Genomic DNA, 21,714 nt, shown 5'->3' with positions numbered 1-21,714 from the left:
TGGGCTGGTTAAACCGGTCCCATCCGGCGCTCGCGGATAAGGCTATAGCCATTTCCGCCCATGATCGAGCCTGTCTTGCGCTTTTGATAGGACTGATAGGCATCGAGGGTTTGCAGCGCGATGCGCGGCCAGGTGTAATTGTCCCCAACCAGCTTATGGCCCGCCTCGCCCATCCAGACCGCCCGCGTGGGATCGTCCAGAATCTGCATCAGCCCAGCCGCAACGGCTTCGGCATCCACAGCGCAGACTACGCCCGCTCCCGCCTCGGCGACTTCAGGAAAATGGCAGGCATCGGTGATCACCACCGGCACACCGCAGGCAAGCGCCTCGGTAATGGCGACGCTGAAACCTTCCTGCCGGCTTGGCAGGCAAAAACAGGCTGACCGTTTCAGCGCAGCGATCTTGTCGGAACCATAAAGCCCGCCAACCAGATGCACACGCTTTTCCAGCCCATATTGGCGGATCTGCTCGCGAAAATCATGCTCAGCACCGCCATCCGGCCCCGCAACGACGAGGTCGACATCTGGCAGGATCGGTGCAATCCGGCGATAGGCATCGGCCAGAATGTCGAGACCCTTCTTGTAATGCAGGCGCGACAGAAACAGCACAAAGCGCCGGTTCGGCAGTTTTGCCAGTGCTGCACTGTCGTCAGCGCCAGCGTCACCTTCGACTTCATCGAGGAAAATGCCATTTGGAATGATCAGGCTTGGCGGCTTCAGCCCCAAGGGTCGCATCAGCTCGATTTCATCACGATTGAGCGCCTGAATGAAGGCCGCGCCATCGAGCATCCGGCGAAAGGCCAGCGCCAGCGCCAGTTTCTTCTTCCACGATCGCTGTTGCATGCTCCACATATCGAGCATGCCGCAACAACAGATGCAGTATGGCACGCCGAAGCGACGGCACAGCATGGAAGCCCGCAGCAGATTGGTTTCCCAGACACCGTGCAGATGCACAAAATCCGCCGCACGGATTAGCGGCGCCATAGCCTTTGCCGCCCGGCTTCCGAACAGCATTTCCCGCAGATCGGGCATCGGAAGCAATAACGTCTGCACCTTGTCGAAATCCGGTATGGTTTCGGCGGCCTTGGCCGCGCGGCGGTTCACGTCTTCATCGCTATAGCTGACGATCGTCACGCTATGTCCAAGTGCTGCCTGCGCCGCCGCCAGCCTGACAATGACCGCCTGCGGGCCGCCTTTGGCGGGATCGTAGGAACCGATGACGTGAACAATCTTCATGCCGCCAATCTCCGTGTGTGCTGCGAAAGGGCTGCGACAAGACGCTCGCCATAACGCGCCACCGTATAATCGGCGGCGCGCTCACGTGCGCTGTCGCTCATCCGTGCCAGCATGGCCGGATTGCCAGTCAGTTGTTTGAGAATTTCCGCCGTCTCGGCCACGTCGCGTATCGGCACAATGTAGCCATCAATGCCATGCCGCACGACGCTGCCGGTATTGTCCGTGCAAATGACCGGCAAGCCTGCCGCCAGCGCTTCATAGACGGCGGTGGCCGACCCTTCGCAAAGCGATGGCAACAGGAACACATCCGCCCATTCGAACTGCGCCTGCATTTCGCTGCGCGGGATCGGGCCGGTCAGCTCCACGCTGGCCGACAGGGTCGCAACAGCTTCCGGCTGCACGTCAATCGGCCCGACCATGCGAAACTGCGCGATATCCCGCACAGCCCTCGCAACCGCGCCCACATAGGGCGAGCCCTTGCGCAACCCGACTGCACCGACCGTCAGCACCCGCAACGGCCCCGGCGCGCGCAGCGATTGATTGAGCGGAAAGCGCTTGTCCACCCCATAAGGCACGACCACCACCTTATCCGGCTGGCATCCGGCCTCGATTACATGGCGCGCCACAAAGTCCGACGGACAGACCACCGCGTCGGCAATGGCCCATTCCGCCCTTTCACGTGCTGCAAAATCATCGGCATGCACATCGTCGGCAGCGGACACATGCCAGCCGGGATTGAGCACTTCCTCTTCGCAGGCCAATTGATCGACCACAGTGCGCGGCGCGATCATCTGTTCAACGGCAGTCCATAATCCTGCCTGTCGCGCAGCGGTCAGCTGCTCCAGCGCCTCACCGCTGAACGCGTAAACCCCGCTTGCCCCGTGAAAACCGCTGTCCGCCACCAATTGCCCAAATCGCTGTCCGGCCCAGATGGCGTTGGCGGTCGATTTCGGCCCGGTCTGGTTGGCAAGCCTGCGCACGGCGGAATGCAGGCCGAAGCCCGGAAAAGTCGTCATCCGCTCCTGCGGGATGCCCTGCGGCGCACGCCCGATCAACCGCCGCACGGCGGTTGGAAGCATGGTGGGCGGCAGACCGTTCAAAAGACGCGGCCAGCCCTGCAAGGCGCAAATATCGGTATAGAAATGCGCGAGCCTTTGCCGGTCGGCAAAAATGCGCGGTACGGCATAATGCATACGCGCCCCAAGCTGGGTGACGACAACTGAGCCATCCATCATCGAAGCTCTCCCGACTGGAATTTGCGATCCAGAACCGGCATTGCTGCCGGCACGCTTTTCTCTTCCAGACGCCCCACCGCCGATTGCCACATGGCCGCGCCATATTCGCGGGAATAGGCGGTTTCCATCAGATAGCGTGCATTGTTACCCATGGTCATGCGGCCAACCGCCGAATGGCGCATATGCAAAACGGCCTCGACCAGACGGTCCACCTCGCCCGGACGCAATGCTGCGCCGCATTCGAAATCACGAACGATGGAGCCTATCTCGCCATCGGGGTCGCCAATGAAGATTGTCGGACGCCCCGCTGCCAGCACCCCGTAGAACTTGCTCGGCACGATGCAATGTTCCAGTTCTGGCTTAAGCGACACCAGATGGACATTGGCAGCGCCGAGGCTTTCGGAGAGTTTTTCGACCGGTTGAAACGGCTTCATCATCACATTGGTCAAGCCGCGCCGTTTGACTTCGCTTTCGACAAAGCCCCGCTGCTGCCCCTCGCCGATCATCAGGAAAACAACGCTTTTCATATGTTTCAGCCGCTCGGCTGCGTCGAGAACGGTCTGGAATTCATGCGCCCGACCGAAATTACCGGAATAGCCGATGACGAATTTTCGCCCCAGCCCCCAGGCGCGGCGCAGCGGATTTTCCGAAGGGGCTACCGGCATGATCTCGTTGCGATCCGCCCAGTGATGCACAACGCTCAAATTCTCGCGCGCTATGCCCGTTGAAGCAAGATAGCGCGACATGCGCTCAATGGGGCAGATCGTCAGTGCCGACTGGCGCATGGACCAGTTGCGCAGCGCCAGCGTCAGCCTTGCCGATGCGCTGCCCGGTTTAACCAGACCAAGCTCGATTGCCGTTTCCGGGAAAAGATCCATCACCCAGTTGACAAGCTTTGCCCGCCGAAGCCGGATCGGCAATGCTGCCGAAACCGACAGCAAGGGCGGATCGGTGCAGATCACGCAGATATCGTCCTTGCGGGCATGGGTCGCGAACCAGGCCGCAGCGGAAAGATGGAAGGTGGCATAATCGACCGCCCGCCCGGCCAGTTTTCCGCGACCAAAGCCTGAGGTCCAGATGCGATGCACATCGACACCATCAATCGTCTCACGCGCGGGCAAGGTTTCCCTGCGGTTGTCATGGAAACTGCGGCTGGTCAGAATCGCCGTTTCAATGCCCTCGCCCACAAGCGTCTGCGCCAGACTGGAGACCATGCGACTTGTCGCGGACTGGTCCGGATAAAAATAACGATTGGCAAGCACAACGCGCATGAGCCCCGTCTCCCGTCTTTTCGACCTCATGGAAGTAGCATCGCAACAGCGGGTCGTTCATCGCAAGAAACCCAAAGGCATGGGCGGCACGCCAAGCGGGCGAAGTGCCTACCTCTTTGGGTGCATCGGGTCATAGCGGACACCATCACCGCTTCACCCGAAGAGGGTTAGGCACAGCCGTGCTTGCCGTTTTGGAGCCGTTCTGCCGCGACACGAAATCGGTAACATGGTCTCATGGATATTCAGGACGGAGGGCAGTCCCTTGAACGATAGATTGCACGATAGCTTGCATGATAATCAGCGTGAGAAAACCGCGCTCATCATCGGTGTTACCGGCCAGGATGGCGCCTATCTGAGTGAGCTTCTGCTCAAGAAGGGCTATCGCGTTCATGGTCTGAAGCGGCGTTCGTCCTCGTTCAATACCGGGCGTATCGACCATCTCTATCAGGATCCGCACGAGGAAGACGTGCGCTTTCGCCTGCATTTCGGCGACTTGACCGACGCCACCAATCTATGCCGCGTCATACAGGAAGTGCGCCCCGACGAGATTTACAATCTCGGCGCGCAAAGCCATGTGCAGGTGAGTTTCGAAACGCCGGAATACACCGCCAATACGGATGCGCTCGGCACGCTGCGCCTCCTGGAATCCATCCGTATTCTCGGCCTTGGCAAGACTTGCCGCTTCTATCAGGCTTCAACCTCCGAGCTTTTCGGCAATTCCTCGCCACACGCGCAGAACGAGCATACGCCGTTCATGCCCCAGAGCCCTTATGCAACGGCCAAGCTCTATGCCTATTGGACCACGGTGAATTATCGCGAGGCCTATGGTTTCCACGCCTCGAACGGCATCCTGTTCAACCATGAAAGCCCGCTGCGCGGTGAGACTTTCGTTACCCGCAAGATCACCCGCGCCGTCGCGGCCATCGAGCGCGGTTTGCAGGACAAGCTGCGTCTTGGCAATCTGAATGCCCGCCGCGACTGGGGCCATGCCCGCGATTATGTGGAGGGCATGTGGCGCATCCTGCAGGAAGAGACACCGGATGATTATGTGCTCGCCACCGGCGAGACCCATACGGTGCGTGAATTTGTCGAACATGCCTTCAAGGCCGTCGACAAGCAGATTGAATGGAAGGGCGATGGCGTGGAGGAAATCGGCATTGACCGGAAGACCGGCAATTGCCTGATCGAGATCGACCCGCGCTATTTCCGTCCGAATGAGGTGGATTTCCTGTTGGGCGACGCATCGAAAGCCCATAGCCGCCTTGGCTGGCAGCACACGACCGGCTTCGACAGCCTTGTTGCCGAGATGGTGGATTGGGATTTGCGCAATATCATGCGGGAGGCTGGGCGCAATGACTTCTATGGACATTAACGGGACCGCAGAACCGGTCTATTCGCTGGCAGGCAAGAAGATTTTCGTCGCCGGGCATACCGGCATGGTCGGTTCGGCCATCCTGCGCCGCCTGCACGGCACGGATTGCGACATCATCACTGCCGCGCACAGCGCGCTGGACCTGACCCGTCAGGGACCAACCGAGAACTTCATTACCGGGCGCAAACCTGATGTCATCATCATTGCGGCGGCCCATGTCGGCGGCATTCTTGCCAATGCGCAATCCCCCGCCGATTTTCTCTATGACAATCTCGCCATCGGCATAAATGTCATCCACGCCGCGCACCAGACCGGCGTGGAACGCCTGCTCTGGCTGGGGTCTAGTTGCATCTACCCGCGCGACGCGGCGCAACCGCTGACCGAAGACGCCCTGATGATGGGGCCGCTTGAAGCGACCAACGAAGCTTATGCCATCGCCAAGATTGCCGGGCTGAAATATGCCGAGGCCTGCGCGCGCCAGTTCGGTGACTGCTTCATGACGGCAATGCCGACCAATCTCTACGGTCCGAATGATAATTTCGACCTGAAAACGTCGCATGTGTTGCCAGCGTTGATGCGCCGAATCCATGAAGCGAAAATCATGGGTGCAGAGCAGGTGACCCTATGGGGCAGCGGCACGCCGCTGCGCGAATTCCTGCATGTTGATGATCTGGCCGAGGCCTGCCTGCATCTCTTGCAGTTTCACCATGGGTTCGAGCCGGTCAATATCGGCTCCGGCGAGGAAATATCGATCAAGGATCTGGCGCTGCTGATTGCCCGTGTCGTGGGCTATGAGGGCCGGTTCGAGCATGATCTGAGCAAGCCGGATGGCACGCCGCGCAAGTTCCTCGATACATCCCGCATGGCCGCACTCGGCTGGAGGCCACGCATCAGCCTCGAAGATGGCCTACGCGCCGTCTATTCCGCCTGGGTGGAAGAAAGCGCTGAAGCCGTCGCGGCATAGAGGACCTGTTTCACCCATTATCGCCCACACCCTCATGCTGAGGAGGCGCGCAGCGCCGTCTCGAAGCACGAGGGTTCCAGATGGAAATTGATATGTTTGCCAGCCGTTTCCCGTCCTTCGAGACGCCGCCTGCGGCGGCTCCTCAGCAACCGTGTTGTTGAGAGGTCCAAGGAGTTCGCCTTCGCAGGATGGTGTTAAGAATGGTTGCGAGCTTTCGCATGGCGGCGACGATGGCGACCTTTGGCGGTTTTCCGGCATCGCGCAGCCTTGTGTAGAAGATCTTGATTGTTGTCGAGCAACGAATGGCCGACAGGGTGGCCATGTAGAGTGCGCAACGCACGGTAGTGCGGCCACCGCCGATATGGCGCTGCCCGCGCATCATGCCGCTGTCATAGGCTATAGGAGCAACCCCTATCAGAGCGGCGAGCTTCTTGTCATCAATGCTGCCCAGTTCCGGCAGTTCGGCGATGAGAATGGCGGCTGTTGTCTCGCCGATGCCGGGTACCGAGAGCAGGAGGTTGCGCCGTTCTGCCATCTCGGGTTCAGCCTCGATGGCCAAGGCGATAGCCGTGTCGATGCGGATGAGCTGCGCCTTGAAGGAGGCAAGCAACTCATGGATGAGAGCGGCGATGTCTGCAGATGCATGTTCGAGGCGGTTCTTCTCGGCAATGGCCATGTCGATGAGTTGGCGGCGGCGTGTCACCAGCGCGGCCAAGGCAATGCGGCCGTCGTCGATATGGGGGATCTGTGCCGGCCGCATCGCCTTGGCGAAGTGCAGGATGACCCGCGCATCGACCCGATCGGTCTTGGCCAACCGACCGCTGGCTCTGGCAAAGTCGCGGACCTGGCGGGGATTAACGACGGCAACCGCAATGCCAACCGCCGCCAACGTGCGCACCATAGGCGTCTCGTAGCCGCCAGTTGCTTCGACAACGACCAGACTGGCTCCCGCTACCGCGGCTGCGAGTTCATGGCAGCCTGTCACATCGTTGTTCCATCGCGCCACCGATGTGACCCCGTAGCGCGCAACATCCAGATAGGCCTTGGAGACATCTATCCCGACCATAAAATCCTGTGAGGCATCCATGGGTGCTCCTCCTTGCAACGCGGGCTCAAAGCCCAGCCAACCGTTCGAGCGAAAGGATGCAACGGAGGCGCTTGCTGAGGCACGGGGTCAAGTCCCAAGGATGACACGCGCCTCCGTCACGTCACCTATTTTACACTATCGACAACGTACAAGGATGAGGGAAAAGGATCACTACGACGGCGACGTGTTGATTTTGCTCATATCGAGTTCGATACGCAGAATATCGCCCGGTTTGATTTCCGTCCGCTCGTTGCCGACGATGTCCTGAAACGAGCCATTGACGTTGCGGCTGATCGTGAAGATCAGCTTCTTGCGCATATCGGATGATGAGATATTGCCGGAAGACTTGGCGATTTCCGCCATGGTCTGGATTTGCGCGCCGCTGCGCCGCTCCATCCGCGCCAGATTGAGATCGACCTCCTGCAAGCTGGTTGCCGCATCGCTGCGCCGGACCTCTTCCAGATTGGCGATACGCTGCTGCACGGCGAGCTGGTTTTGCCGCGCCCGCGCCAGAAATGACGCCAGCTCCAGCGCATCTCGGCGGGTCGCCGACAGGTCACGTTCCTGATCACGCAGGTTCGATTTGGCGGCAAGGCCGCGATCGACCAACGACCGGCTGGAATCTACATTTTCCTGCAACAGCTGGATTTCGGAATCATGCAGCTTGATGCTTTCCTGCAATGTGCGGATTTCATCGCCATAACTTGCGACCTGCGCTTCCAGTGCCTGCCGCTCGGCTTTCATATTGGTGCGGCGCACGTCGAACAGCGTGCGTTCGCCTTCCAGCATATGCTGGACCATCACCTGATCGTCTTTCGATACGTTGGATTGCTGCGATGGCGTGTAGTCGAACTCGCCCCCCTGCAATTCGGCAGCCAGGCGCGCACGGCGGATTGTCTGGGCGGCAATCTGCAATTGCAGATCGGAATATTCCTGCTGTGCAGCGATCAGCTGCATCCCTGCGGTCATGGCGGGCGCTTCGCCCTTGCCCGCGCCACCGCCGAGCGCCATCAGTTCCAGCGCGACCATACCCGGCCTGTACTCATATTTGCCGGGCGACTTGATATCGCCGACAACAAAGACCGGCGCATATTGATTGATCGTCGCCGTCACCGTCAGACCCGGAATATGCTGCGACAGGGATGCGGCGATCCTCTCACTGATTTCAATCGTCGTCAGTCCGCGCACGGAAACGTTGCCGACAACCGGGTAACCGATATTGCCATCCACATCGACGGGATAGAGCCCGGTGAGGGAAGGTTGGCCATAAACCGTGACTTGCAGCACGTCATTCGCTCCGACGCGGTAAATCTGCCCCTCGGCCAGCGCCAGATTGCCCGCGCCGAACAACAGCGCGGCGGAAAACACCGATGCCTGCAAATGACGGGCGAAGCGGTGCCTCTCTATGATCTTTGGCATGGCTCCCCCTCCTATATCTGTCTCTGGGTCGGGTCCGGCACAGACCGGCCACGCTTGAACAGCGCCGACAGCAGGGCGCGGCCTGTCGCCAACGTGTCGGCCATCCTTCCCGTGTAGATCGCCGGGGTCTGACTGACGACGGCAAGCGCGGGCTTGCGGCCAAAAGAGGCCAGCGTCTGCACCAGCGCATTGGTTGCACCGGAATCGCGCCGGTCATCGCTGACCACAAGAAGTGCTGTATCCGTGGCGCGGGACATCAGAACCGACCGCTTGTCTTCCTTGAAGGGCGGCAAATCCACCAGGATGATCTTGTGATCGGCGCGCAGCTGCGCAATGAGCCCGCCCAGCCAGTCGCCTTCCGGGGCTGGTCGATGCGGCCTGATGATATCGATGCCCGAGCCATGATCGTGAATCAGTGCCGCACCACTCAGCTTTTTGGCTGTAGCGGGTGGCTGCAAATCACCAACAGGCAGACCGAAAGCCGCACAAAGGCCGGACTGGCCATTGGTCGCATCAATCACCGCTATCGAAACACCGCTCGCGGCAAATTGCTGTGCCAGCGCCGTGATTACCAGACTTTTGCCGTCGGTATCGGACAGGGAAATGACGGATAGAGCGAGTGAATCGCGTCCTCGCGTCAACGCCCGCAGACGATCGTGCACGGACTTGATGGCGCGCCCGAAAGCGCTGGCCGGGTCCAGCCCGCCATTGATCAGCAAAGGTACGGTCAGGCGCGGCGTTTTAGGCAGCAAGGTTGCCGCCGGAATTCCCGGCAAAGCGAGCGATGAAGTCTGCGCCGGTCTGATCCGATCGAAGGTCTCCTTCAGCATCGCACCCGCAACGGCAAAAAGCCCGCCCAAGCCGATGCCGAGCAGCAGCCAGTTGATCAGTTTCGGGCTTGCCTTGGCCATCGCCGGTTCGGCGCTGGAAATAAGCTGCGCTTCTGCCGAGGCGATACCGTCCTGCTCGATCAGTTGCTTGTACCGCGTCAGATAACTTTCATAGACAACGCGGCTGGCATTGGCTTCGCGGTCGAGCTGCGCCGCCGTTACCTGCGCCTGATTGGCGCTGGCAAGGTCCGCTTCAGCGGCTTTCAGCGCCTCTTCGAGACTTGACCGCCTTTGCCGGGCGATCTGGATTTCATTGCTAAGGCTCTGCACGATCTGATCGACCTGCCCGACAATCTGTTGTCGCAGCGCATCCCGCTCTGCCGTCAAAACCGGAATCTCGGCGCTTTTCAAAGCACCGTTCGATTGCAGCTCGCCCAGCTGGCGTTCAACACGCGCCTCTTCATTACGCAATTGCTGGATGGCCGGCGAGGCCAAAACTTCTGCCAGGGCCGGCGCATCGCTGCTGCCTTTCAGAGCTTGCGCAGTCTGCAACCGCGCTTCTGCTGACGACACGGCACCGGTTGCCGCGACGATCTCCGTATTCAAGGCCGCAACGCGCTGCGCCTGAAAGGTCATCTGCCCCTGATCACCCGCCAGACCGGATTTCTGCCGGAAATCTTCCGCCGCCCGTTCGGCGGTTTCAAGATCGTTGCGCAATGTGACCAGCTTTTCGCCAAGCCACTCGCTGACGCGCTTGGCCGCCGATTGCTGCACATCCACCTGATGGTCGAGATAGGCGGTCGCGAATGCATTGGCGACCTTGGCGGCATAGACCGGATCGGATGCACGATACGAAATGAAGATCGTATAGGAACGACCGTCGTTGGTAACCTGCAACCGCGACAGCAGAAGGTCGATCTGCTGCCGCTCCTGTGTCGCCGGATCGCTATCCTGCGTCGCCGCGGGCGGCACCGTGAAGCCGTCCGCCTTCAGGATATCGATGACCTTACGCGCCATCATCCGCGAATTGATGATATCAAGCTCGGAGCGCAAAACCGGGCTATCCTGCGGCAGCGGCGTGATGGCGCTTTCACTTGGAAGCGCCTGTAGACGGCGCATGTCCAGAACAACCACAGCCTCCGAGACGTAAGAGACCGGGGCATTCATATAGCCGAGGAAACCGGCCCCTATGCCCACGAGAATGGGCACGGTCAGCATCAGCCTTCTGCGCTTGACAGTGTCCAGAAGGTCGGCAACCGGCTGCCGCGCGCTTCCTGATGAAACGTCGGAGATAATCACAACAATGCTCCTTCACGGGAGGATCAGCTTGGATTGGACGGCTATTGCAGGTCGGAAAATGAAGTTTCCGAAGGGAAAAGCTCGTTGATGATGCAGGCTACTTCCGTGCGGTTGGTCACCTTGAGCTTCTTCATGATATTGCGAATATGCACTTTCACCGTGCTTTCGCGCAGCTTCAGCTCATAGGCGATGATCTTGTTGGCCTTGCCACGACGCAACGCATTGACGACCTCGGCCTGCCGCTGTGTGAACATGCCGCCCAGTGGCTGAATACGCTGCGCGCCCGTGTCGGTTGCATGGCGCAGCGCCAGAACACTGCTTGCCGGGACGAAAGTGCCGCCCGCCATGGCGAGACGCAGCGCTTCGATACAGACATTCAGATTGACCGATGTGGGGATATAGCCCTTCACGCCATGCTCCAGCGCGCGGACGACCTGCGATATTTCTTCCTTGTCGGCAAGGATGATCACCGGCGCAGGCGCGCATTCGGAAACGAGTGATTTCAGATAATTGCCGACCGCCGGATCGGATACTTTCTGCCCGCCCACATTGAAGAGAACAGCGGCAGCGGTCCGGCTACGACGCTGATGTTGCCATTGCTCGAAAGAACTGAAGGTTGCAATGGCCATATCGGCGCAATTATTGGTTAATCCATGCGCCAGACATTCGCGATCCAAGGCGCGGCTGTCTATGATGACGATCAGGGACTGTTCCCTTTCCTTGGTAAAGTCACGCTGGTCAGCAACGCGGCCCCCATACACATTGCGAGAGTTGAGGCTCTCGTCCTTATCCTTGAACTGTGCAGAAATATTCATTTTAACGCCCTCTGAATCTTTTAAGAACGCAACCCTCTTCCATGTTTAACCGCAGTTAAACACAAGGATTACATCGTGTTCTATTTTATGATTGTATTCAGTCGCCCTAAGATCTTGTATATTTCTTATTTTTCTAAATTATTGCCGAACTCCCCCGGGCTGTCATTAACCTAGATTAACGGGCGAATAGAAATATGGTTTAGGGTGTATCCGTTATTCTACCCAATTAGTGGTAGAAAATGCCCTCTTGCCAAATCATTGCCCCTCACGGAAGCTTGGCCGTCGAATATGACGCTTTTCGTGCAGGACGAGCCGGGCAATCATCCTGATATCCAAACCACGCACCGGGTAACGCCGATGGGGCTGAATAACGAAGACAACACGCTGCTCAATCTTCTCAAGAACCCACCCATCGATGCGACCTTCGAGGCGAATGACCTGAATGTTCTGCGATCGATGCCGGTTTCGACCAGGCACTATGCGCCACATACGATCATATCCAGACAGGGTGACTGGACGAATTCGGTGCTCATCATCAACAGCGGATGGTGCTGCATCTATCGCGACCTGCCGAATGGCGACAGGCAGATCCTCGACTTTCCGATGAAGGGCGACCTTTTGGGGTTCCGCACGGGATTGGGCTTCAACTATTACACGCTGTTTTCAATCACTGACATTTCGGTGCTGGAAATCAACCTCGATACGCTGGTTGAAAACATGCTGAAATCGGCGCGTCTGGCCATGGCTTTCATGGAGATGACGGCGCGCCAGCGCACCATTCTGCTGGAACATCTGATCAGTCTGGGACGACGCGCATCAGTTTCGCGCGTTGCACATCTTCTGCTTGAACTGGGCTATCGCGCGCGGGCCAATGGCACCGGCGACGAGAACGGCTTCTATTGCCCCATCACCCAGAGCGAACTGGCCGATGCGCTCGGCCTGACGCCGATCCACACCAACCGGATGCTCCGCGAACTGCGGGAGGACAATCTCTTGACCTTCCGGAACAATGAGGTGAAATTCCTCAACCGGACGGCGCTCATGCAGATTTGCAGCTTCGATGAAAGCTATCTCGCGGCCAATATTTTTGCGAGCATCCACAAATCCAACCGTTGAAGCTTTACTAGCCCTCACGGCATCCGCTCCGTTAGTCAGCATTATCGGCTTTGTTTATCAAATCTTATCCGTATAGAGGCCAATACTGCGCCTGAGCAATCAGACGAGGAAAAACGTATGGGCGGCGCGGCAAGCGAAGAACTCATTCACGTGCTCTATATCACGGCCATTGTCGCCGAAGCCATGACAGCAGCGCTGGCCGCCGGGCGTCGGGAAATGGACTGGATTGGCGTGTTCCTGCTTGGCTGTGTAACCGCCCTTGGCGGCGGGTCGGTACGCGATGTTCTGCTTGATCATCATCCGCTGTCATGGGTGCAGCATCCGAGCTATCTGGTGATCACCGGTTTTGCTGCTTTGGCCACCATCCTCATCGCGCGCCATATGCATCGCCTGCGGCAGATGTTCCTTTTCCTCGACGCTATCGGCCTGGTGGTGTTCACGGTGATTGGCTGCGGCGTGGCGCTTGGCATGAATATGCCGATCATCATCGTGATTGCAGCAGGCATGATCACCGGCTGCGTCGGCGGCGTGTTGCGGGATGTGCTGTGCAACGATGTGCCACTGCTGTTCCGCTCGGAGCTCTACGCCACCGTGTCAGTCGTCACCGGCGGCATTTTTCTCGGCGGCCTATATCTGAATGTGCCGCACGGTCCCGCCGCCTTCGTGGCGATGGCGGCCGGGCTTGTTCTGCGACTTCTGGCGCTGCGCTTCAACTGGAGCATGCCCAAATTCGTCTATACAAAGGACCTGCACTGACTGGAGTTGGGTCTATCGTTGCTTTTTCTGGCCGCGTGAGCGCAGCCAGAAAATGGCGAAGAAACCCAGCACGAAAACAATCGCGAAGATTGCGGCGGCCACATGCGAGCGCGCGCCCAGTGCCAGCATGATGCTCGGCACAAAATAAGCGAGTACCCCGAAACCAATCAGGATGACGGCGGCGGCGATGGCCGGATGGCTTTTCTGCGGTTCAGCCAAGATTTCGGAACTCCTCAAATCTCTTTATCTGCTGGCCGTCACTATCAAAGTTTTCCGGTGCAAGCCATGCCTGATAGGCTTTCTTGAGCGCAGGCCATTCACTGTCGAGGATCGAATACCAGGCCGTGTCGCGGTTCTTGCCCTTGGCCACCATATGCTGGCGGAAAATCCCCTCGAAGGTAAAGCCGAAACGCTCCGCTGCGCGCTTGGACGGCGCATTGTCGTTGTTGCACTTCCATTCATAACGACGATAGCCAAGCTCATCGAAGATATATTGCATGAACAGAAACTGCGCTTCCGTTGCCGCGGGCTTGCGCGAAATCAGCGGCCCCCAATAGATATTGCCGATCTCGATCACGCCATACACAGGATCAATGCGCATCAGGGTCTGGCGACCGGCCACCTTGCCACTGGCCTTGTCGATGACGGCGAAGAACAACGGGTCCTCGCTTTTTGACACCTTGTCCAGCCAAGGCTCGAATTCCGCGCGGGTTGCGGGTGGAAATTCGAACAACCAGGTGAAACGCTGGTCGGCGTCAGTCACCGACGACGCTGCAAAAAGCTCGTCGCCATGCTTTTGCGGGTCGAGCGGTTCAAGGCGCACATAGCGCCCTTCCAGCACTTTGCGTTCAGGTTTCGGGCGTGGCGTCCAGTTCTGCAAATCAGTCATGTTGTTCTCCCAGTCAGCAAGACAGGAGCATAAAAGCAGTGCCACGCAAACCAGATTATTGTAGCCGTTTCATTTTTACCGAATGGCAGCCCGGTCCACCGAGACAGCCTTCACCAAGGCAACCACCCGTTCGCCTGCCCGCAAGCCCAGATCGTCCACCGAGCGGCGCGTCAGACGCGCCTCCAGATGCCGCCCCTGAAAGTCGAGGGAGACATGCGCGTTCGGCCCCTCGCCTGCTTCGATGCCCGTAATGATGACCGGCAGCACATTGCGAATGCTGATTGCGTCTGGCGCCTGACGCGCCAGAGAAACGTCCCGCGCCCGCACGCGCAGTCGCACATGCATACCCTGTTTCAGCCCCGTATCCGTCAACTGGAACGAAGTGCCGCCGAGGTCGATTTCCGCCAGCTTGTAACTCTGGTCATAAGAGGCGACCGTGCCTTCCAGCAGCACGCCTGCTCCATCGCCTTCATCGATCAGCGGAAATATCGAAGCCGCCTCGCCGCTTGCCGTCACCTTGCCGCCGGAAAGAAGCACGATCTCATCGGCCAGCCGCGCCACCTCGTCAATGTCGTGGCTGACATAGACAACCGGCACATGGCTTTCGTCACGCAACCGCTCGACAAAGGGCAATATCTCCTGTCGGCGCGCATGATCCAGCGAGGAAAGCGGCTCGTCCAGCAGCAGTAGTGCCGGATCTGACAACAGCGCCCGGCCAATAGCGACACGCTGGCGCTCGCCGCCCGATAACGTCGTTGGGCGACGGTCGAGAAGCTGTTCGATGCCGAGAAGCGCTACCACCTCATCGAAATTGCGCGTGGCCTGCCGGTGTCCCGCCCAGCGCGCATAGGTCAGGTTGCGCTCGACGCTCATATGCGGAAACAGGCGGGCTTCCTGAAAGACATAACCGATGCGCCGCTTCTCCGGTGGCAGATCAATGCCCTTATCGGCGTCGAACAGCGCAAAATCGCCAACCGCAATGCGACCGCTTTCCGGGCGCAACGTTCCGGCAATCATCTTCAAAAGCGTGGTTTTGCCCGCCCCCGAATGGCCGAACAAAGCAGTGACGCCACCACCCGCTGCAAAATCGGCTTCAACGGCGAATTTGCCATTGCGGCCCTTGATGGAAACAAAGAGCCCACTCATTTGGCATCTCCGGCAAGCCTGCGCTGCAACCATTCGGACAGCACGACGGCTATGATGGAAATCGCAGCCGATATGGCAATCAGTCGGAAGGCTTCAGCATCGCCCGATGGCGTTTGCATCAAAGCATAAATCGCAAGCGAGAGGGTTCGCGTCTCGCCGGGAATATTGGAAACAAAGGTGATGGTCGCGCCGAATTCACCCAGCGCCTTGGCAAAACCAAGCACGGCACCTGCCAGAACGCCCGGCAAAAGGGGCGGCAGGATCACGGTGAAAAAGGCCACAAGCCTGCTGGCACCCAATGTCCGCGCCGCTTCTTCAAGCCCGCGATCCAGCCCTTCAATCGACAGGCGGATCGGACGGACGAGCAGCGGAAACGCCATGACACCGGCGGCAAGAGCAGCACCGGTCCACCGAAAGGAAAAGGACAGGCCGAACCATTCCTGCATGGGTGCGCCGAACGCCCCTCTTGCACCGAACAGGATCAACAGCAGATAGCCTGTGACCACCGGCGGCAGAACCAGCGGCATGGTCACAAGCGCCTGCGCCAGAGACTTGCCCGGAAAATCGAACCGGGCAAGAATCCACGCGACAAGGAACGCGACTGGCAAAGCGACAAGGATGGCAATTCCGGCAACCCGGAGTGACAGCAGCACAATCGGCCAGACGCCCACTTCCATCATCACTTGCCCGCCTCCGCAGCGCCGACAAAGCCCTTGTCCTTGATGATCGCCTGACCGGCATCGCTTTCAAGAAAAGCAAGGAAGGCCTTGGCGGCATCGTTTTCATTCTTTTCAATGAGAGCCGCCGGATAGAGGATCGGCGCGTGACTGGTTACCGGGAACCGGTAGGCTTCCACCAGATCGGGCGCGGCAGCACGGTCGGAAGCATAGACAATGGCCGCCTTAACTTCGCCACGGCTGACATACTGCAGTGCCACGCGCACATTCTCCGCGAAGACGCCATTCTTCTCGACATCTTTCCAGATATCGAGCTTTTCCAGCGCGGCCTTGCCGTATTTACCGGCAGGCACGTTGGACGGATCGCCCATGGAGAAACGGCCAGCGCTCAACAGTTCCTTGACATCGGCCTTCGCCGTATCCTTCTGTGTGGCGATAACCAGCGCATTGCCTGCGATCACCTTGCGCGACGCCGTGTCGATGGCATTGGCCTTCTCGACATAGTCCATCCAGTCGAGATCGGCGGAAATGAAAATCTGCGCCGGTGCGCCCTGTTCGATCTGCTTGGCCAGGACCGACGAAGACGCGAAGGAAGCGACCACTTCCGTGCCGTCCTTGGCCTTGATCTGCTTGGCGGCTTCCTCGATCACATCCTTCATGCTCGCGGCGGCAAAGACCGTTACCTTTTCGGCGGCATGCGCGACCGAAGCGGTGCCAGCGGCAATTGTGATAAGAAATGCGGCGATAAGTTTTTTCATGACTACCCTCCATATTGCCCGTTTGAATGGACAAACACCATCATCCGCCGGAATGAACCGGCGCGCTTTTTTGCGATGATGGGTGTGATGGAGGCAAACGCGACCCGGATGCCGTCAGACCCTTGATGCACGGGCGTCCATGCAAAAGCCGCCCAAAATTCCGTAACGAATTCAGATCGTTCCGAAACTGGGGCCAACATAATGCGGTGCAACTTGTTTGGCTAGTGGCTAAAGAAGGCTCAACTGCCGATATGCTTGTGTTGTCCGCGCGCTTTGGCGAGACCGATCTGCTTTTGACGCTCGGCATAACGGGCGCGATCTTCCGGCGTGCGCTCATCATAGCAACCGGCGCAGGAAATACCTTCCTCGAAGAACTTCGACAGCTTGTCCTCTGGCGTGATCGGACGACGGCAGGCGCGGCAAAGCTCCACGTCGCTTTCTGTCAGGCCATGGCCAACGGCTACGCGCTCGTCGAACACGAAGCACTCGCCGTTCCACATGCTCTCTTCCTGCGGGACTTCTTCCAGATATTTGAGAATGCCGCCCTTCAGATGGAAGACATCGTCAAAGCCGAGGCCTTTCACAAAGGCCGTCGCCTTTTCGCAGCGAATACCGCCGGTGCAGAACATGGCAATCTTCTTGCCTTCCAGCTTGTCGCGGTTCTGTTCTACCCAGTTCGGAAATTCACGAAAAGTCTTGGTCTGCGGATCGAGAGCGCCCTCGAACGTACCGATCGCATATTCATAATCGTTGCGCGTATCGACAACGACCGTATTTTCGTCGGCAATCAGGGCGTTCCAGTCTTGCGGGGCAATATAGGTGCCGACGCTTTTCAGCGGATCGATACCATCGACGCCCATCGTGACGATTTCCCGCTTCAGCCGCACCTTCATGCGATTGAACGGCATTGCGCTTGCATGGGAATATTTTAGTTCCGGCTGGCTGAGTCCCGGAATGGCGGTGATATGCTGGACGAGCTTTTCAATCGCCTCGGCTGTGCCAGCCACAGTTCCGTTGATCCCTTCGGCAGCCAGAAGCAGCGTTCCCTTGATGCCGTTTCCACAGCAAAGCTGCGCCAGCGGCTCGCGCAGACTTTCATATTGCGGCAGCGGCGCAAAGCAATAAAGGGCGGCGACGGTGAAAGGCAAATTGCTCATCGGTTGTGTCTTCTTTGAAAATCTACCCCGCAACTAATCCCCGGACACCGATAATTCAAGACAACTTTATCCTCACGGCCCCGGATGCGGCGAAAATCGCCACGAACACCACCGTCCAAGAGGAGAAATGCATGTTCGACAAACAGACCATCGATGCGATGACCGTCATGGCAAAACAGGCCGAGATCAATCCGGCGGCCTTGCTGGCGGTTGCGGAAGTGGAAAGCGGCGGTCGCGCGCTTTACGAAGTGGATGGACAAAAGGAACCGGCAATCCGTTTCGAAGGGCATTATTTCGACCGCAGGCTTTCCGGGCGTATCCGCGACTATGCCCGCAAGAACGGCCTGTCCGCGCCGGAAGCTGGCAAGATCGCCAATCCGAAATCGCAAGGCGGCCGTTGGCTTTTGCTGGAACGAGCCATGGGTCTCGACAAGAAAGCCGCGCTGGAATCCACCTCCTGGGGTTTGGGTCAGGTCATGGGCGCGCATTGGGAATGGCTCGATTTTGCTTCGGTCGATGCGCTGGTGGCGGAAGCGCGCGGGTCGGTTGCCGGTCAGGTGCGGCTAATGCTGCGCTTCATCGAAAAGGCGGGGCTGGTGGAAGTCATGCGCGCCTGCGACTGGCGCAACTTCGCCAGACGCTATAATGGCCCCGCTTTCGCCCGCAACAATTACGACACGCGCATGGCCGCCGCCTATCAGCGCTGGCTAAAACAGCTTGGTACTTTCAAGTCTGCGGCCTGAAAACAACCTTGTCCCGGCTGTGGACAAGTGGGCCTCTTATATTTAAATCGATTTATCACATTGCGTGCATGTCCATTTTTGCGGAATCGTTGCACGTTCCGCAGAATATGCCGAAATACTCCAACAGCCGAGCGAGCCGATGCCCCAGAAAACCGATCTTCTCGTCCCCGTCATGAAAGGCCAGCCGGTTATTCCGGTGCTGCTGATCGACAAGGTAGAACATGCCGTGCCGCTGGCGCGCGCACTGGCCAAAGGCGGGCTTCCTGCCATCGAGATCACCTTGCGCACGGCAGCGGCGCTGGAAGCCATTCGCACTGTGGCTGATGAAGTGCCTGAAGCCATCGTCGGCGCCGGTACGATCCTCAACGCAAAGCAATATGAACAGGCGGCAAAGGCCGGTTCGCGCTTCATCGTCAGCCCCGGCGCGACGAGACAGATTGTCGACGCGGCCAATGACAGCGACGTGCCGCTGCTGCCTGCCGCCATCACGCCGAGCGAAATGCTGACGCTGCGCGAAGAAGGCTACACGCATCTGAAATTCTTCCCGGCGGAACAGGCCGGTGGCGCATCGTTCTTGAAGGCGCTTTCGTCTCCTCTGGCTGGCACTTTCTTCTGCCCAACCGGCGGCATCAGCCTCGCCAATGCAAAAACCTACCTCTCGCTGCCAAACGTCATTTGCGTCGGCGGATCGTGGGTTGCCCCGAAGGAACTCGTGGAAGCGGGCGATTGGGACGCCATCACCACGCTTGCACGTGATGCAGCCAGCCTGAAAGGCTGAGGTTCCTAGAGCATTTCCAGCAAAAGTGCGTAGCGCCTACGCAGGGAAATCAGTCCACTGGACTGATTTCTGATCCTGCTTCGATGCGTCGGATAATGCGTCAAAACAAATAGATAGAGCGGTTCCACGATTCCGTTTTAACCGGAACCGCTCTAAAACCGACCATAAAAAAGGGGCCTCCGTGGCCCCTTTTTCTTTGATGCCTTTGCGGCAATCAGTTCGTTGCGGTGAATTTTGCGACCGTCAGGAAGGTCACAGCGTTGCCGCTGAACTTGTTTGCGCGTTCGCTGGGCAGATCGCCTTGTTGGAAGCCAGCCGTATAGACCATTGCTGGGGCACTGCGCAACGCATCGTTACGCAGAACCGGATTGGTGACCGGAGCCTTCTGCGCCATGGATTCCGACGACATTGCCATTTCTGCATTATGCACGGCTGCCGGCTGAACCACGGCCCGCGGCTTTGCCGAAGACGCTTTGGCAACACGACGAGCGCCCTTGGCGGTGGTGCGAACACCCGTATCAACCGCCTTGCCAACTGAGGCAGGCTGCTTGGCGCGGGCTGCCGGTTGAACCGGTGCCGCGACAGGCGCCAGAGAAGCCGTCTGAACCGGAGCTGGTTTCATCTCCACTTTGGCAACCGGTTCGGAGTCGTAATCGTCGCTCGGCGGGGCGATCAGCTCACCGATTTCGTCCTTTTTGGACAGCATTGCGAGCTGGGTGTTGGGCTCGGCGCGCGGTGCCTGCTGCGGCAGGGGCAAAGCACCCGCTTCACCCGGATTCGTTGGCGAAGAACCCGCACCGGCCACAGCCACGGCATCATTGTCGTGATTATTGACCAGCGCTGCAATTGCATCCTGACCGGTGGCGACAGGGTGCTCACCCGGACGTTCCGGACGCTGCGACGGGACAACCGCTGCAATAAGCTGCGCCTGCGCATCGTCGCCTTCAAGCTGCGGACGGGCCGACGGGATCGGCACGAAGCCGGTCATGAGCGGCGAAGCATCCGCCACCTGGGCCGCCGCATCAGGATCGGCGGCGGCAAGCGCCACGGCATCCTGCGGCGCCATTTCAGGCTTGCGCGCCGGGATCGGCACATTCATGGCGACGACAGCGGCACCTTGCTCGGCAACAGTGCCGGTCTGCGCCTGCGATTCGAGTGTTTGAGCGTTCAAACCAGTCTCAGGACGCGGAGCCTGCATCGGAACCGGCGCTTCACGCGCTGGCAATGCGGCAATCATCGTTTCGCGCGGCTGAGCCGGAGCTTCTTCCACCGGCGCTGCGGCTGGAGCCTGCTTGGCCGGAGCCGTGGCGCGCGCCGGACGCGCAGTCGCTGGCGCCGCGACATCGCCATTATCTTCTTCTTCATCCGCACCACCGCCGAAGAGCGCGCCAAACAGCGTCTTGCTCTTGCGCGTGGATGACGAATTGCTGGCCACCATGACCTCGCCGCCGCCACCGGCCTTGCGCTTCTCGATCATGGCCAGCGCCTGCTCATAGCCCGGCAATGGCTTGCCATCAGCCGGAAGGTGGGCCGTCTTGCCATCCGGGAACAGTGCCAGAAGCTCGCGACGGCTCATGCGCGGCCAGGAGCGGACATTGCCGACATCCATGTGCACGAAAGGCGAGCCCGAGCGCGGATAATAACCGACGCCGCCGATCTGGTAGCGCATGCCGATGCCGCGCAACTTGGCCAGATTGACGCCCGGAATGTAATAATCCATCGCGCGACCCAGCATATGCTGGCTCTTCTTGGCGACGCCGCGCGTGCTGGAACGCAGCATCGCGTTGGTCGCAGGCGAGCGATAGGCCGACACCACATTGATATATTCGCGCGAGCCGGTGGACTGATAGACCTGCCAGACCAGATCGAACAGGCGCGGGTCCATCTTGGTCGGCTCATTGCGGCGCCAGTCGCGCAGGAAAACGTTGAGGCGCTTCAGCCCTTCGGGCACATAGCGGCCATTCTTCTTGAAGACGATTTCCGCCTTCTCGCCGGTATGGACGTAATAAAGTTTGAGGGCGCGGGTTTCAGCCGAAGCCTGCGTGGGAGAAGCCACAAAGGCGATTGCCGCCGCAACAAGGGAAAACGAGAGAGACAGACGCGTCGTCGCACCGATCCGGGTTTTATTCCAGACATTCGCGAAACGCGCTTTCATGGTCGATATGCT

At 59.0% G+C, this 21,714-nt stretch carries 20 protein-coding genes; 6 read left to right on the top strand and 14 right to left on the bottom strand.

Features of this window, described 5'->3' with window-relative positions; all coding sequences use genetic code 11:
• Positions 1-8 precede the first annotated feature (8 nt).
• Genes D8666_RS15870 through D8666_RS15860 form a run of 3 tightly spaced genes read right to left on the bottom strand, consistent with a single transcriptional unit; the run spans position 9 to position 3,741 of the window.
• Entirely contained in the window at positions 9-1,235 is a 1,227-nt protein-coding gene (locus tag D8666_RS15870) for a glycosyltransferase (RefSeq protein ID WP_109367696.1), read from the bottom strand.
• Positions 1,232-2,467 (bottom strand): glycosyltransferase family 4 protein, encoded by a 1,236-nt coding sequence (locus tag D8666_RS15865; protein WP_109368018.1) that lies wholly within the window; start codon positions 2,465-2,467, stop codon positions 1,232-1,234. Before D8666_RS15865 ends, D8666_RS15870 begins: the two co-directional genes overlap by 4 nt.
• Positions 2,467-3,741, bottom strand: a complete 1,275-nt coding sequence (locus D8666_RS15860) for a glycosyltransferase family 4 protein (RefSeq protein ID WP_109367697.1) — start codon at positions 3,739-3,741, stop codon at positions 2,467-2,469. Before D8666_RS15860 ends, D8666_RS15865 begins: the two co-directional genes overlap by 1 nt.
• Before the next feature lie 286 nt (positions 3,742-4,027).
• On the opposite strand from D8666_RS15860, the gene gmd reads away from it, so the two are divergent.
• Together gmd and D8666_RS15850 are read left to right on the top strand one after the other, a co-directional pair.
• Positions 4,028-5,113 carry a GDP-mannose 4,6-dehydratase gene (gene gmd / locus D8666_RS15855; RefSeq protein ID WP_109367698.1) on the top strand — a complete coding sequence of 362 codons (1,086 nt, stop codon included), beginning with the start codon at positions 4,028-4,030 and terminating at the stop codon, positions 5,111-5,113.
• A complete protein-coding gene (locus D8666_RS15850; RefSeq protein ID WP_109367699.1) occupies positions 5,103-6,077 on the top strand; it encodes a GDP-L-fucose synthase family protein in 975 nt (324 codons plus the stop codon). The genes gmd and D8666_RS15850 overlap by 11 nt, the downstream gene beginning before the upstream one ends.
• Before the next feature lie 142 nt (positions 6,078-6,219).
• Here D8666_RS15850 and D8666_RS15845 read toward each other — a convergent pair whose 3' ends face one another.
• From D8666_RS15845 to D8666_RS15825, 4 genes are all read right to left on the bottom strand, one after another.
• Positions 6,220-7,164 carry an IS110 family RNA-guided transposase gene (locus tag D8666_RS15845; RefSeq protein ID WP_109367700.1) on the bottom strand — a complete coding sequence of 315 codons (945 nt, stop codon included), beginning with the start codon at positions 7,162-7,164 and terminating at the stop codon, positions 6,220-6,222.
• A 171-nt stretch (positions 7,165-7,335) separates the two neighbouring features.
• Complete coding sequence (locus D8666_RS15835) at positions 7,336-8,583, bottom strand: polysaccharide biosynthesis/export family protein (RefSeq protein ID WP_109367701.1); 1,248 nt, start codon at positions 8,581-8,583, stop codon at positions 7,336-7,338.
• Positions 8,584-8,594: 11 nt separating this feature from the next.
• Positions 8,595-10,712, bottom strand: coding sequence for a GumC family protein (locus tag D8666_RS15830; protein ID WP_121538744.1), 2,118 nt, complete (start codon positions 10,710-10,712; stop codon positions 8,595-8,597).
• 41 nt (positions 10,713-10,753) lie between these two features.
• On the bottom strand, positions 10,754-11,527 hold the full coding sequence (locus tag D8666_RS15825; protein ID WP_109367703.1) for a response regulator transcription factor: 774 nt from the start codon (positions 11,525-11,527) through the stop codon (positions 10,754-10,756).
• Between the two features lie 357 nt (positions 11,528-11,884).
• Here D8666_RS15825 and D8666_RS15820 point away from each other — a divergent pair, with 357 nt between their 5' ends.
• The gene (locus D8666_RS15820; RefSeq protein WP_109368019.1) at positions 11,885-12,643 is read left to right on the top strand and encodes a Crp/Fnr family transcriptional regulator; all 759 of its coding nucleotides are present in this window, start codon (positions 11,885-11,887) and stop codon (positions 12,641-12,643) included.
• A gap of 117 nt (positions 12,644-12,760) precedes the next feature.
• Positions 12,761-13,399: a trimeric intracellular cation channel family protein gene (locus tag D8666_RS15815; protein WP_109367704.1), complete on the top strand. Its 639-nt coding sequence runs from the start codon at positions 12,761-12,763 to the stop codon at positions 13,397-13,399.
• A 12-nt stretch (positions 13,400-13,411) separates the two neighbouring features.
• Here the strand turns inward: D8666_RS15815 and D8666_RS15810 are convergent, their stop codons facing one another.
• From D8666_RS15810 to trhO, 6 genes are all read right to left on the bottom strand, one after another.
• Positions 13,412-13,618, bottom strand: coding sequence for a hypothetical protein (locus tag D8666_RS15810; protein ID WP_121538742.1), 207 nt, complete (start codon positions 13,616-13,618; stop codon positions 13,412-13,414).
• Entirely contained in the window at positions 13,611-14,288 is a 678-nt protein-coding gene (locus D8666_RS15805) for a GNAT family N-acetyltransferase (protein WP_121538740.1), read from the bottom strand. Before D8666_RS15805 ends, D8666_RS15810 begins: the two co-directional genes overlap by 8 nt.
• A gap of 75 nt (positions 14,289-14,363) precedes the next feature.
• Positions 14,364-15,434: a molybdenum ABC transporter ATP-binding protein gene (gene modC, locus D8666_RS15800; protein ID WP_109367707.1), complete on the bottom strand. Its 1,071-nt coding sequence runs from the start codon at positions 15,432-15,434 to the stop codon at positions 14,364-14,366.
• Positions 15,431-16,114: a molybdate ABC transporter permease subunit gene (modB, locus tag D8666_RS15795; protein WP_109367708.1), complete on the bottom strand. Its 684-nt coding sequence runs from the start codon at positions 16,112-16,114 to the stop codon at positions 15,431-15,433. The genes modC and modB overlap by 4 nt, the downstream gene beginning before the upstream one ends.
• The gene (gene modA / locus D8666_RS15790) at positions 16,114-16,869 is read right to left on the bottom strand and encodes a molybdate ABC transporter substrate-binding protein (RefSeq protein ID WP_109367709.1); all 756 of its coding nucleotides are present in this window, start codon (positions 16,867-16,869) and stop codon (positions 16,114-16,116) included. The genes modB and modA overlap by 1 nt, the downstream gene beginning before the upstream one ends.
• 239 nt (positions 16,870-17,108) lie before the next feature.
• Complete coding sequence (trhO, locus tag D8666_RS15785) at positions 17,109-18,026, bottom strand: oxygen-dependent tRNA uridine(34) hydroxylase TrhO (protein WP_121538738.1); 918 nt, start codon at positions 18,024-18,026, stop codon at positions 17,109-17,111.
• Positions 18,027-18,157: 131 nt separating this feature from the next.
• On the opposite strand from trhO, the gene D8666_RS15780 reads away from it, so the two are divergent.
• Positions 18,158-18,769 (top strand): N-acetylmuramidase family protein, encoded by a 612-nt coding sequence (locus D8666_RS15780; protein ID WP_121538736.1) that lies wholly within the window; start codon positions 18,158-18,160, stop codon positions 18,767-18,769.
• Positions 18,770-18,908: 139 nt separating this feature from the next.
• Complete coding sequence (locus D8666_RS15775) at positions 18,909-19,547, top strand: 2-dehydro-3-deoxy-phosphogluconate aldolase (protein ID WP_109367712.1); 639 nt, start codon at positions 18,909-18,911, stop codon at positions 19,545-19,547.
• Positions 19,548-19,761: 214 nt separating this feature from the next.
• Here the strand turns inward: D8666_RS15775 and D8666_RS15770 are convergent, their stop codons facing one another.
• Positions 19,762-21,702: a peptidoglycan L,D-endopeptidase MepK gene (locus tag D8666_RS15770; RefSeq protein ID WP_371830833.1), complete on the bottom strand. Its 1,941-nt coding sequence runs from the start codon at positions 21,700-21,702 to the stop codon at positions 19,762-19,764.
• Positions 21,703-21,714: the final 12 nt, after the last annotated feature.

The organism is Ochrobactrum soli (genome assembly GCF_003664555.1).
GTDB classification, from domain to species: Bacteria; Pseudomonadota; Alphaproteobacteria; order Rhizobiales; family Rhizobiaceae; genus Brucella; species Brucella teleogrylli.
Note: the sequence above shows the minus strand (reverse complement) of the source record. Positions and strands in the feature narration are given on the sequence as shown.

Coding starts and splice junctions, on each gene's coding strand:
- D8666_RS15870 (WP_109367696.1), bottom strand. CDS start 1,235: ATGAAGATTGTTCACGTCATCGGTTCCTACGATCCCGCCAAAGGCGGC.
- D8666_RS15865 (WP_109368018.1), bottom strand. CDS start 2,467: ATGGATGGCTCAGTTGTCGTCACCCAGCTTGGGGCGCGTATGCATTAT.
- D8666_RS15860 (WP_109367697.1), bottom strand. CDS start 3,741: ATGCGCGTTGTGCTTGCCAATCGTTATTTTTATCCGGACCAGTCCGCG.
- D8666_RS15850 (WP_109367699.1), top strand. CDS start 5,103: ATGGACATTAACGGGACCGCAGAACCGGTCTATTCGCTGGCAGGCAAG.
- D8666_RS15845 (WP_109367700.1), bottom strand. CDS start 7,164: ATGGATGCCTCACAGGATTTTATGGTCGGGATAGATGTCTCCAAGGCC.
- D8666_RS15835 (WP_109367701.1), bottom strand. CDS start 8,583: ATGCCAAAGATCATAGAGAGGCACCGCTTCGCCCGTCATTTGCAGGCA.
- D8666_RS15825 (WP_109367703.1), bottom strand. CDS start 11,527: ATGAATATTTCTGCACAGTTCAAGGATAAGGACGAGAGCCTCAACTCT.
- D8666_RS15820 (WP_109368019.1), top strand. CDS start 11,885: ATGGGGCTGAATAACGAAGACAACACGCTGCTCAATCTTCTCAAGAAC.
- D8666_RS15815 (WP_109367704.1), top strand. CDS start 12,761: ATGGGCGGCGCGGCAAGCGAAGAACTCATTCACGTGCTCTATATCACG.
- D8666_RS15805 (WP_121538740.1), bottom strand. CDS start 14,288: ATGACTGATTTGCAGAACTGGACGCCACGCCCGAAACCTGAACGCAAA.
- modC (WP_109367707.1), bottom strand. CDS start 15,434: ATGAGTGGGCTCTTTGTTTCCATCAAGGGCCGCAATGGCAAATTCGCC.
- modB (WP_109367708.1), bottom strand. CDS start 16,114: ATGATGGAAGTGGGCGTCTGGCCGATTGTGCTGCTGTCACTCCGGGTT.
- modA (WP_109367709.1), bottom strand. CDS start 16,869: ATGAAAAAACTTATCGCCGCATTTCTTATCACAATTGCCGCTGGCACC.
- trhO (WP_121538738.1), bottom strand. CDS start 18,026: ATGAGCAATTTGCCTTTCACCGTCGCCGCCCTTTATTGCTTTGCGCCG.
- D8666_RS15780 (WP_121538736.1), top strand. CDS start 18,158: ATGTTCGACAAACAGACCATCGATGCGATGACCGTCATGGCAAAACAG.
- D8666_RS15775 (WP_109367712.1), top strand. CDS start 18,909: ATGCCCCAGAAAACCGATCTTCTCGTCCCCGTCATGAAAGGCCAGCCG.
- D8666_RS15770 (WP_371830833.1), bottom strand. CDS start 21,702: ATGAAAGCGCGTTTCGCGAATGTCTGGAATAAAACCCGGATCGGTGCG.